This window comes from Solirhodobacter sp. (genome assembly GCF_964715405.1).
Window position 1 is genome coordinate 1 of sequence record NZ_CBAICG010000069.1, and the last position, 10,702, is coordinate 10,702.

Here is a 10,702-nt window from a genome sequence, read left to right on the forward strand (position 1 = left end):
CCAAGGCCGGGGGCTTCGCGCCCCCGGACCCCCGCGGGATACTTGAGAACGGAAGAATGGGGCGGGCTTTCATGGGAGCCTGCCCCTTTGTCATTCCCGGCCGGGGAGCGCCACCTTGTATTCCTGCACGGTGTTGCCGCCATCGACGACGATCAACTGGCCGGTGATGTAGCTCGCTTCGTCGGCGGCGAGGAAGAGGGCGGCGTGGGCGACTTCTTCCGGGCGGCCGGGGCGGCCGACCGGGGTGAAGCGGCCGGCGGTCAGTTCCGCCTCGCTGCTGGAGGCGGTGGCGATCCAGCCGGGGCCGATGGCGTTGGCGGTGATGCCGTGGCGGCCCTCCTCGATCGCCAGCGCGCGGGTCAGGCCCATCAGCCCGGCCTTGGCGGCCGCATAGGTGGTGGAACCCGCGATGCCGACGACGGGGCCGGTGACCGAGGACATCTGGATGATGCGGCCATGCCCGCGCGCGCGCATGCCGGGCACAAGCGCGCGGGTGACGCGGAAGGCCGAGGTCAGGCTGATGGCAAGCCCGAACTCCCACCCTTCGTCGGTCTGATCGCGCAGGGCGCGCGCGGGCAGATCGTGGCCGGTCTGCGCCATGCCCGCGTTGTTGACGACGATGTCGATCGGGCCGAGCGCGGCCTCGACCCCCGCGATGAGGGCATCGACATCCTCCTGCCGGGTCAGGTCGGCCAGCGCGGCATGGGCGCCGGGCAGCACCGCCTGCCGCTCGAAGAGGCGCGCGGTGGTGGCGGTGATGGCGACGCGGGCGCCCGCCGCCGCCAGCGCCCGCGCGCAGGCGAAACCGATGCCGTCGGCGCTGCCCGCCCCTGTCACCAGCGCCACCCGCCCCTGAACGCCCGCCATGCCCTTGCCCTCCCGCCGGTTCCGCGCCAGCCTAGCGCGGGGTCGAGCGAAAGGGGAAGCCATGACGGAGGCGGAGGCGATCATCGCGCGGCTGGGGTTGCAGCCGCATCCCGAGGGTGGGTGGTACCGCCAGACCTGGGTCGGGCCGGAGGTGGCGGGCCGGGCGAGCGGGACGGCGATCCTGTTCGTGTTGCAGGCGGGCGAGCGGAGCCACTGGCACCGGGTCGATGCGGCGGAAATCTGACACTTCCACGCGGGCGCGCCGCTGGTGCTGTCACTGGCGGCGCGCGACGCGGGCCCGGCGACGGATCACCGGCTGGGGCCGGATGTGCTGGCGGGCGATCAGCCGCAGGTCATCGTGCCGCCGCAGCACTGGCAGGCAGCGCGCTCGATGGACGCCTGGTCGCTGGTGGGCTGCACCGTCAGCCCCGGCTTTCGCTTCGACGGGTTCACGCTGGCCGCGCCCGGCTTCGCGATTCCGCGCGGGTGATCAGGCCCATCACGGCCCGCGATGCGGCGGGCCACAACATTGCATTGGCGGCGGGCGGCACGATCGGCTAGGCCGGGGCCGATCCTGAAAGGCCAAGCATGACCACCCCAACCCACCGCCCGAACGAGGACAGCCCGCGCGGGCTGGCCTTCGCGATCACCGCTTACCTGCTGTGGGGGTTCCTGCCGCTTTACATGCATGCGATGGCGGATATTCCGCCGCCCGAGATCATCGCCCACCGGATCATCTGGTCGGTGCCGGTCGCGGGCGCGGTGCTGATCGCGCTGGGGCGCACGGCGGACCTGCGGGCGGCGATCCGCAACCCCAGGATGCTGGGCATGGCGGCGGTGACGGCGACGCTGATCACGGTGAACTGGGGCATCTATGTCTGGGCAATCGTGTCGGGCCACGCGCTCGATGCCGCTTTGGGCTACTACATCAACCCGCTGTTCAGCGTCTTTCTGGGCGCCGTGCTGCTGCGCGAGCGGCTGAAGCCGATCCAGATCGCCGCGATCGCGCTGGTGGCGCTGGCGGTGGCGATCCTGACGGTGGAGGCCGGGCACCTGCCGCTGGTGGCGCTGGGGCTGACGGTGACCTGGGGCGCCTATGCGTTCCTAAAGAAGCAGCTTCCCATCGGGCCCAACCAGGGCTTCTTCCTCGAGGTCGCGCTGCTGTTGCCGGTCGCGCTGGGCTATGTGGCCTGGCTGGAGGCGACCGGGCAGAGCCACCTGCATGGCACCGGCACCGCCGATACCCTGCTGCTGGTCGGCTGCGGGCTGATCACGGCGGCGCCGCTGATGATCTATGCCAATGGCGCCAAGCTTTTGCGGCTGTCGACCATCGGCATCCTGCAATACATCGCGCCGACGATGATCTTCCTGACCGCGGTGTTCCTGTTCGGCGAGCCGTTCGGGCAGGCGCGGATGATCGCCTTTCCGATGATCTGGGTGGCGCTGGCGATCTATACCGGGTCCATGCTGCACCAGGCGCGTCGGCGGGCCGCGCGGGTCTAGAGTGAATTGGGTTTTATCTGACACGAGGACATCAGAATTCGCCCAAGTCTTGGGGCGAATTCTGATTCATGATAAACGCAAATCGCCTTAGCCGCCCGAGGGTCGGCTGATCCGGCCGCCGCCGACCGCCGCCGCCACGCCGGTGGTGCCGGGGCAGGAGGTCGGCAGGCCGCGCAGCACGCGCACGGCGAGAAAGGCGAAGGCCTGCGCCTCCAGCATGTCGCCGTCGAGGTCGGCGTCTTCCACCGGCAGCACCGGGAACGGCAGCCGCGCCCGCAGCATCGCCATCAGCGTGGCATTGTGGCGCCCGCCCCCGGCGACCAGCATCCCTTCTGGCGGGCGGGGCAGATGCTCCATCGCGGCGGCCACGGCGGCGGCGACGCAGGCGGTCAGGGTGGCGGCGGCGTCGGCGTCGGTCAGTTCGGCCACCGCCACCTGAAGGCCGCGAAAGGCGTCGCGGTCCAGCGACTTGGGTGGCACCCGGCGGAACCAGGGATCGCGCAGGAAGGCCGCCACGACGTCCTCGTGCACCATGCCGGTCGCGGCCAGCCCGCCGTCCTGATCCTCGGCCAGTCCGCGCCGGGCCTGCATCAGGTCGTTGATCGGCGCATTCGCCGGGCCGGTGTCGAAGGCCAGGAGCGCCCCCGGTGCCTCGGGCCGGTCCTTGGTGGCGTCGACCCAGGTGATGTTGCCGACGCCGCCAAGGTTGAGGAACGCCAGCGGCGCCACCGCGCCAAGCCGTTTGGCCAGCGCGAAGTGGTAGAACGGCACCAGCGGCGCGCCCTGCCCGCCCAGCCGCACGTCGTTCGAGCGGAAATCCCAGATCACCGGCAGGTCGAGCACCCCGGCCAGCACATCGCCGTCGCCGATCTGATGCGTGCCGCGCCCGCGCGGGTCATGCGCCAGGGTCTGGCCGTGAAAGCCCACCAGCTCGACATCCTCGAACCGGCTCAGCAGTTCGGCATGGGCGGTTTCCACCACCTCGGTCGCCTCGCGCACCCCCGGACCACCGGGCCAGCGGCCCAGCGCGGCGCGGATCACGGCGCGCTCGTCCTCGCTGTAGGGGCGGTAGTCGGATTGCTCGAAGCCCTCGATGGTCACGCCATCGGTCACCACCACGGCGGCATCCACCCCGTCGAGCGAGGTGCCCGACATGGTGCCCACCGCCCGGATCGCGCCCATGTCCTGCAAGATTGCTTCCCCTCGCGCCCGGCCGCCGCTATAGAAGGCGCCGAGCCCGAGAATGGACGAAACCCCGATGACCTACCACCCGAAATCCGACTTCCTGCGCGTGATGATCGAACGCGGCTTTCTGGCCGATTGCACCGATTATCAGGGGCTTGACGAGGCTTGCGCCAAGGGCGTTGTACCGGGCTACATCGGCTTCGACGCCACCGCCGCCTCGCTGCACGTGGGCTCGCTGATCCAGATCATGATGCTGCGCTGGCTCCAGAAGACGGGTGGCAAGCCGATCGTGCTGATGGGCGGCGGCACCACCAAGGTCGGCGATCCGTCGTTCAGGGCCGAGGAACGGCCGCTGCTGACGCCCGCGCAGATCGACGCCAACATCGCGGGCATCAAGGCGGTGTTCTCGGCCTATGTCGGCTTCGGCTCGGGAGCCTCCGATGCGATCATGGTGAACAACGCCGAGTGGCTGGACGCGCTCAACTACCTCGATTTCCTGCGCGACATCGGGCGGCATTTCTCGGTCAACCGGATGCTGTCGTTCGAGTCGGTGAAATCCCGGCTGGACCGCGAGCAGTCGCTCAGCTTCCTCGAATTCAACTACATGATCCTGCAGGCCTACGATTTTCTGGAACTGAACCGCCGCTATGGCTGCCTGTTGCAGATGGGTGGGTCGGACCAGTGGGGCAACATCGTCAACGGCATCGACCTGACCCGCCGGGTGCTGGACCATGAGATCTACGGGCTGACCTCGCCGCTGCTGACCACCTCGGACGGCCGCAAGATGGGCAAGTCGCAGTCGGGCGCGATCTGGCTGAACGCCGACATGCTCAGCCCCTACGAGTTCTGGCAGTTCTGGCGCAACACCACCGACGCCGACGTGGGCCGGTTCCTCAAGCTTTACACCGAGCTGCCGGTGGCGGACTGCGACCGCCTTGGCGCGCTGGAAGGCGCCGAAATCAACACGGCCAAGATCACGCTGGCGAACGAGGTCACCGCGCTGCTGCACGGGCCCGAGGCCGCCGCCGCCGCCGAGGCGACCGCGCGCGAGGTGTTCGAGAAGGGCGGCGTGGGCGACGACTTGCCAAGTTTTGTCGTTACAATGTCCAGTCTGACCCGGGGAACGGCCAACACGGCACCCATCTTAGAGATGGGACTTGTCCCATCGGGCAAAGAACTGCGCCGGCTGATGGGTGATGGGAGTGTACGGATCAATGGCACTGTCGTGCACAATGCGAGGTTCCTTACGCTCGACGACTTTAGCGAAGACGGACAGGCGATCGTCGCCGTCGGGAAGAAGAAGTTTGGCGTAATGCGACTTAAACAGGATTAATGCACACTTGAAATCGCAGGCGGGCTGAAGCTGACCGCCGGGCGCAAGCGCGACGCGCTGGTGAGCGTGCAATAACGCGCGCCACCTTCGTTCTTCTTGCTTCTTGGAAGAAATACTCTCGGGGGGTCCGGGGGGCAGACAGCCCCCCGGCGCTCGCCGCTGCGCGCGACCTATTCCGTCACCGTGACCTTCGCCATGTAGTCCGGGTTGCCGGTCACCGCACCGTTGTCGCCGTCGCCGCGCTTGATCGCGTCGACCACGTCCATGCCCGAGATGACATGGCCGAACACCGTGTATTGCCCGTTCAGGTCGGCATTCTTGTCGAACATGATGAAGAACTGCGAGTTGCCCGAGTTCGGGTCGCTCGACCGCGCCATGCCCACCGTGCCGCGCACGAACGGCACGTTGGAAAACTCGGCCGGAACGTCGGGCAGGTCCGATCCGCCCAGCCCCGCCTGGCTCAGGTCGCCGCCGCGCTTGCCGAACTTCACGTCGCCGGTCTGCGCCATGAAGCCGTCGATGACGCGGTGGAACACCACCCCGTCATAGGCGCCCGCTTTCGCCAGCGCCTCGATCTGCGCCACCGTCTTCGGCGCGACCTTGGGCAAGAGGTCGATCACAACCGTGCCATGCGCCTTGCCCGCGATCTCGATCACCAGATTGGGGCCGGGCGTGTCCTGGAATGGCGCCGCATCCTTGGCGACCTCGGCCTGGGCCATCGGGTTCTGCGACCAGAGCGCCATCCCGAGAACCCCGAGGCCGAGGACCATCAGGCCGCCGGCGATGATCGCGTTGCGTTTAGCCATTGGCGACATCCGAGGCCACCTTCACGCTGATCATCCGGTCCGGATCGGCGGCCGGTTCGCCGCGCTTGATCTTGTCGACATGTTCCATCCCCGAGATCACCCGGCCATAAACCGTGTATTGCCCGTTCAGGAAGTGGTTGTCCTTGAAGTTGATGAAGAACTGGCTGTTGGCCGAGTTCGGGTTCGACGAGCGCGCCGCCGCCAGCGTGCCACGGTCGTGCGGCAGCTTGGAGAATTCGGCCGGCACGTCGGGCAGGTCCGACCCGCCGGTGCCCGCGCGGCGCAGGTCGCCGCCGTGCTTGCCGTGCTCGACATCGCCCGACTGCGCCATGAAGCTGTCGATGACGCGGTGAAACACCACATTGTCGTAGGCGCCGGCGCGGGCGAGCGTCTTCATGCGCTCGACATGCTTGGGGGCGACCTCGGGAAGAAGCTGGATATGCACCGGACCGTCCTTCAGTGTGACGATGATGGTGTTTTCCGGGTCGGTGATCTCGGCCATGATGGTCCTCCGTGAGTTATCGCGGCAACCTAGTCATCCCGGGCGCGAAGGAAAAGGGCAAACCCCAGCGATCCGTTGACGCGGGGGGGCGAACAAGAGACAAACCGGCAGGACCGGCATCTGGAGGGACCAATGGCCTGGAAGACACTCGACGACATGGACCTGACCGGCAAGGTCGTGCTGACACGGGTCGACATCAACGTGCCGGTCGAGAACGGCCATGTCACCGACGCGACGCGGATCGAGAAGATCGTGCCGACCATCGTCGATATCATCGCGCGTGGCGGCAAGCCGGTGCTGCTGGCGCACTTCGGCCGCCCCAAGGGCAAGCCCGATCCGGAGTTCAGCCTGCGCCAGTTGCTGCCCGCGCTGCGTGCCGCGATGCCGGGCCGAAAGATCACCTTCGCCGAGGATTGCATCGGCGCCCCCGCCAAGACGGCGGTGGCCGCGATGCAGCGCGGCGACATCGTGCTGCTGGAAAACACCCGGTTCCATGCGGGCGAGGAAAAGAACGACGCGCAACTGGCGGCCTCGATGGCGGCGCTGGGCGATGTCTATGTCAACGACGCGTTTTCCGCCGCGCACCGGGCGCATGCCTCGACCGAGGCGCTGGCGCATCTGCTGCCCGCCTGCGCCGGACGGCTGATGGAGGCGGAACTGAAGGCGCTGGAGGCCGCCTTGGGCAAGCCGCAGCGGCCGGTGGTGGCCGTGGTGGGCGGCGCCAAGGTTTCGACCAAGCTCGACCTGCTGGGCAACCTTGTCACCAGGGTGAACCATCTGGTGATCGGCGGCGGCATGGCCAACACCTTCCTCGTGGCGCAGGGGGTCGAGGTCGGCAAGTCGCTGGCCGAACGCGACATGGCCCAGACGGCGCGCGATATCCTTGGCAAGGCCAAGGCGGCGGGCTGCGTGATCCATCTGCCGGTCGACATCGTGGTGGCGCGCGAGTTCAAGGCGGGCGCGGCCAGCGAAACGCTGCCGGTGGACAAGTGCCCGGCCGACGCGATGATCCTGGACGCCGGGCCGAAGACGGTGGCCGAGATCGGCAGGGTCTTCGAGGCCTGCAAGACGCTGATCTGGAACGGCCCGCTGGGCGCCTTCGAGATCGCGCCGTTCGATGCGGCCACCAACGCGGCGGCGGCCAAGGCGGCGGCGCTGACCAAGGCGGGCAAGCTGATCTCGGTCGCGGGCGGTGGCGACACGGTGGCGGCGCTGAACCGGGCCCATGCGGCGGCAAGCTTCACCTATATCTCGACGGCGGGCGGGGCCTTTCTCGAATGGATGGAAGGCAAGGTGCTGCCCGGCGTCGCCGCACTGGAGAAATAGCCCCGATTCGGTCTTGGGGCGCGGGCGATTTGGCTGCACAATCCCGGAGCATTGCCCGGAGAGAAGGATTGATCCGATGTCATTCGCCCGCCTGCCCCGCCCGATCCGGCCCGCCCTTGCGACGGTGGCCACCCTGGTCGCCCTCGCCGCCCCCGCGCTGGCCGAGACGCGGCCGAGCCTGTGGGATCTGTTCACCCCCGAGAACATGGTGCGGCGGCTGGTGCAGGCGGGCATCGGCGTGCTGCGCACCAAGGTTGAACTGCAATACGACCACATCCTGCCCGACCCGATCGCGGGCGAGGTCACGCTGACCGGCGTGAAGGCCTGGCCCGCCGTGCCCTGGGATGGCGACGGCTGCATCCTGACCGCCGATCGCGTCACCATCGCCACATCGGAACCCGGCGACTGGGATCAGGTGAAGCTGCGGCTGAACCTGATCGGCGGTTCGGCGACGCCCGGTTGCCTGGCCCCCGATGCGCGCGACGTGATGACCAAGGCCGGGCTTGACAGCCTCGACCTGGCGCAGGGCACGGTGGAGATCGACTATACCGTGTCCTCGGCCAAGGCCACGGTGCGGCTGCATCTGGACAGCCCGCAGGTGGCGCTGCTGGACGGGTCGGCGCATTTCTCCTACCTCGCGGCCAACGCGACGCCGGGCGACACCGGCGACACGGTGGCCGCCTACCTCACCGATGCCAGCCTGACGATCGTCAATCAGGGCGGCTGGGAGAGGGTGAAGAACTTGCTGCCGCCCGACATGTCCGGCCCCGCGCTGGCGACCGGCGTCACCGTCGGGCTGACGCAGGTGATCGGCGAGGCGAATGCCGCCGCCGACACGACCGCGGGCCGGACGCCCGACCAGACCCTGACCGAAGAGCAGAAGACCTTCGTGTTGCAGGCCGGTCACCAGGTCGCGCGCTTCATGACCGCCAAGGACCAGATCGTCATCGAAACCACCCTGCCCGACAGCGAGGTGCGGCTGACCTCGACCTTCTTCGACGACCCGCGGGCCGCCTTCCACGACCTGCGCCCGACGGTGCAGGCGCATTCCGACGCCAAGGCCCCGCTGATCGAGGCCGCGATGATGACCAGGGCGCTGGCCGGGGATGCCGACACCTCGGATGACCAGCGCCTTGCCGTGGGCACCGCGCTGATCACCGGCACCGGTGCGCCGAAGTCGGTCGAGAAGGGCCGCGCGCTGCTGGAGCCGCTGGCGCAGGCGGGCAACACGCAGGCCGCGCTGACGCTGGCGCGGGCCCTGGCCGAGAGCGACCCCGCCGCCGCCTACCATCAGGCGCTGGTCGCCGCCGCGGCGGGCGAGGATGGCGCCACCGCGGTGCTCGACGGGCTGGAGGAGACGCTGGACACCGGGGCGCTGCTGGATGCGCAAGGGGTGCTGGCCGGGGTGTCGGCGCTGTCGGATGCGGATTTCGCCTCGGTCTCGGCCCTGCGCACCGCGGCGCTGGCGCGCATGACCGGCGAGACCGAGACGCGGTCCTATCCGCTGGCCTGGTTCTGGGCCTCGCTTGCCGCCGCGGCGGGCGATCCGGCCGCCACCGACCTGCGCGACAGCATCGACCGCCGGATGCACCTGCACGGACCCGCCGCCGACGCCGCCTGGGCCGCCGCCCGCGCCCCGATGGAAGTGGCGGCGCTGCATGAATGGGTGACGCGCGACCTCGGCACCACATTCGGGCCGAAATAGGCCGATCACGGCTGCGGCGGGCCGGTTTTCCCGCCACCGCGCTTGCAAGCCGACGCGCCGCTTCCTAAACCGGCCGCGGCCCACCAACACGAGCAAGGATATCGGACATGAGAGCGACACGGGTAGTGCAGAAGATCTTGAGCCATTACGAGGGCGAGACGCCCGGCGTGAAGGCCAACCTTTGCCGGATGCTGATGAACGGCAAGCTGGGCGGCACCGGCAAGATGATCATCCTGCCGGTCGATCAGGGCTTTGAACACGGGCCCGCGCGCAGCTTTGCGCCCAACCCGGCGGGCTACGACCCGCACTACCACTATCAACTGGCGATCGACGCCGGGCTGAACGCCTATGCGGCCCCGCTGGGGATGATCGAGGCCGGGGCGGACACCTTTGCCGGGCAGATCCCGACGATCCTGAAGGTGAACTCCGCCAACTCGCTGATGAGCGACACGGCGGGCAAGAACCAGGCAGTGACGGCCTCGGTGGATGACGCGCTGCGGCTGGGTTGCGCCTGCATCGGCTTCACGATCTATCCGGGCTCGGACTTGCAACTCGACATGTACGAAGAGATCGTCGCGATGCGCCGCGAGGCCGCCGCCAAGGGTATTGCCACGGTGATCTGGTCCTACCCGCGCGGCGAGGCGATCAGCAAGGACGGCGAGACGGCGATCGACGTGGCGGCCTATGCGGCGCAGATCGCGGCCCTGCTGGGCGCCCATGTCATCAAGATCAAGCTGTCGACCGACCATCTGATGCTGCCCGAGGCGAAGAAGGTCTACGAGGCGCAGAAGATCGACATCGCCACCCAGGCGGCACGGGTGAAGCACTGCATGGACGCAAGCTTTGCCGGGCGGCGGATCGTGGTGTTCTCGGGCGGCGCGAAGAAGGGCGAGGATTCGGTCTACGACGACGCCCGCGCGATCCGCGACGGCGGCGGCAACGGCTCGATCATCGGGCGCAACTCGTTCCAGCGGTCACGCGAGGATGCGCTGGCGATGCTGGGCAAGCTGGTCGACATCTACAAGGGCCGCGCCTGAGGGCCAGCCCAGGGAGGGGGCTGTCTGCCCCCTCTGCCCTTCGGGCATTCACCCCCGAGAGTATTTTCGGAGTTATGTATCAAGCGCACCAACCCCGGAAGGGGGTGAGTGATGCGTAGGTGGGTCATCATCGCGCTTCTAAGTAATTTTGCCGCTGCCTGGGATAATCCTGAGCTTTGCCGTTCCTTTTTCAACATCTTGTACCAAGAATGGTCCATTTGTTGCGGTCCCTGTGTCGGCTCCGACCATGAACTGTTGAAGGCTGTGGCGCGCAATTCCATCCGACACATAAGGAACGTCTGAAAAACCTCCCGCTTTCGGCGTGATCTGGTAGACTTGGGCAAGCCTCCAGGGAGCCCTGCCGATGTCGAAACAGCCCGCCTTTCCCGGTCTTCGCGACGCGATGAAGAAGAAGCAGACGCGGCGTGAACTATTTCT

Annotated in this window: 10 protein-coding genes and 1 pseudogene; 6 read left to right on the forward strand and 5 right to left on the reverse strand. The window is 68.1% G+C overall.

What is annotated here, in order from left to right; translation table 11 throughout:
* Positions 1-90: 90 nt before the first annotated feature.
* The gene (locus tag AC11WY_RS18460; protein ID WP_482928212.1) at positions 91-867 is read right to left on the reverse strand and encodes an SDR family NAD(P)-dependent oxidoreductase; all 777 of its coding nucleotides are present in this window, start codon (positions 865-867) and stop codon (positions 91-93) included.
* A gap of 61 nt (positions 868-928) precedes the next feature.
* On the opposite strand from AC11WY_RS18460, the pseudogene AC11WY_RS18465 reads away from it, so the two are divergent.
* A pseudogene (locus tag AC11WY_RS18465) lies at positions 929-1,357 on the forward strand (cupin domain-containing protein).
* A gap of 98 nt (positions 1,358-1,455) precedes the next feature.
* A complete protein-coding gene (gene rarD, locus AC11WY_RS18470; RefSeq protein ID WP_482928214.1) occupies positions 1,456-2,370 on the forward strand; it encodes an EamA family transporter RarD in 915 nt (304 codons plus the stop codon).
* An 87-nt stretch (positions 2,371-2,457) separates the two neighbouring features.
* Here rarD and AC11WY_RS18475 read toward each other — a convergent pair whose 3' ends face one another.
* Positions 2,458-3,552: an anhydro-N-acetylmuramic acid kinase gene (locus AC11WY_RS18475; RefSeq protein ID WP_482928228.1), complete on the reverse strand. Its 1,095-nt coding sequence runs from the start codon at positions 3,550-3,552 to the stop codon at positions 2,458-2,460.
* Positions 3,553-3,628: 76 nt separating this feature from the next.
* Between AC11WY_RS18475 and tyrS the strand changes: the two genes are divergently transcribed.
* Complete coding sequence (tyrS, locus tag AC11WY_RS18480) at positions 3,629-4,888, forward strand: tyrosine--tRNA ligase (RefSeq protein WP_482928230.1); 1,260 nt, start codon at positions 3,629-3,631, stop codon at positions 4,886-4,888.
* Between the two features lie 170 nt (positions 4,889-5,058).
* Here the strand turns inward: tyrS and AC11WY_RS18485 are convergent, their stop codons facing one another.
* Together AC11WY_RS18485 and AC11WY_RS18490 are read right to left on the reverse strand one after the other, a co-directional pair.
* On the reverse strand, positions 5,059-5,694 hold the full coding sequence (locus AC11WY_RS18485; protein WP_482928216.1) for a peptidylprolyl isomerase: 636 nt from the start codon (positions 5,692-5,694) through the stop codon (positions 5,059-5,061).
* Entirely contained in the window at positions 5,687-6,196 is a 510-nt protein-coding gene (locus tag AC11WY_RS18490; protein WP_482928218.1) for a peptidylprolyl isomerase, read from the reverse strand. The genes AC11WY_RS18485 and AC11WY_RS18490 overlap by 8 nt, the downstream gene beginning before the upstream one ends.
* Before the next feature lie 132 nt (positions 6,197-6,328).
* Here AC11WY_RS18490 and AC11WY_RS18495 point away from each other — a divergent pair, with 132 nt between their 5' ends.
* From AC11WY_RS18495 to AC11WY_RS18505, 3 genes are all read left to right on the forward strand, one after another.
* Positions 6,329-7,522 carry a phosphoglycerate kinase gene (locus AC11WY_RS18495; protein WP_482928220.1) on the forward strand — a complete coding sequence of 398 codons (1,194 nt, stop codon included), beginning with the start codon at positions 6,329-6,331 and terminating at the stop codon, positions 7,520-7,522.
* 76 nt (positions 7,523-7,598) lie between these two features.
* Positions 7,599-9,227 (forward strand): hypothetical protein, encoded by a 1,629-nt coding sequence (locus tag AC11WY_RS18500; RefSeq protein WP_482928222.1) that lies wholly within the window; start codon positions 7,599-7,601, stop codon positions 9,225-9,227.
* 107 nt (positions 9,228-9,334) lie between these two features.
* Positions 9,335-10,264 carry a class I fructose-bisphosphate aldolase gene (locus tag AC11WY_RS18505; protein WP_482928224.1) on the forward strand — a complete coding sequence of 310 codons (930 nt, stop codon included), beginning with the start codon at positions 9,335-9,337 and terminating at the stop codon, positions 10,262-10,264.
* A gap of 138 nt (positions 10,265-10,402) precedes the next feature.
* Here AC11WY_RS18505 and AC11WY_RS18510 read toward each other — a convergent pair.
* On the reverse strand, positions 10,403-10,702 hold a 300-nt coding region (locus AC11WY_RS18510), incomplete at its 5' end, for a hypothetical protein (protein ID WP_482928226.1).

What these genes read in the sequence shown, in the direction of transcription:
- rarD (WP_482928214.1), top strand. Translation starts at nt 1,456, where the DNA reads ATGACCACCCCAACCCACCGCCCGAACGAGGACAGCCCGCGCGGGCTG.
- AC11WY_RS18505 (WP_482928224.1), top strand. Translation starts at nt 9,335, where the DNA reads ATGAGAGCGACACGGGTAGTGCAGAAGATCTTGAGCCATTACGAGGGC.
- AC11WY_RS18460 (WP_482928212.1), bottom strand. Translation starts at nt 867, where the DNA reads ATGGCGGGCGTTCAGGGGCGGGTGGCGCTGGTGACAGGGGCGGGCAGC.
- AC11WY_RS18475 (WP_482928228.1), bottom strand. Translation starts at nt 3,552, where the DNA reads ATGGGCGCGATCCGGGCGGTGGGCACCATGTCGGGCACCTCGCTCGAC.
- AC11WY_RS18490 (WP_482928218.1), bottom strand. Translation starts at nt 6,196, where the DNA reads ATGGCCGAGATCACCGACCCGGAAAACACCATCATCGTCACACTGAAG.
- tyrS (WP_482928230.1), top strand. Translation starts at nt 3,629, where the DNA reads ATGACCTACCACCCGAAATCCGACTTCCTGCGCGTGATGATCGAACGC.
- AC11WY_RS18485 (WP_482928216.1), bottom strand. Translation starts at nt 5,694, where the DNA reads ATGGCTAAACGCAACGCGATCATCGCCGGCGGCCTGATGGTCCTCGGC.
- AC11WY_RS18495 (WP_482928220.1), top strand. Translation starts at nt 6,329, where the DNA reads ATGGCCTGGAAGACACTCGACGACATGGACCTGACCGGCAAGGTCGTG.
- AC11WY_RS18500 (WP_482928222.1), top strand. Translation starts at nt 7,599, where the DNA reads ATGTCATTCGCCCGCCTGCCCCGCCCGATCCGGCCCGCCCTTGCGACG.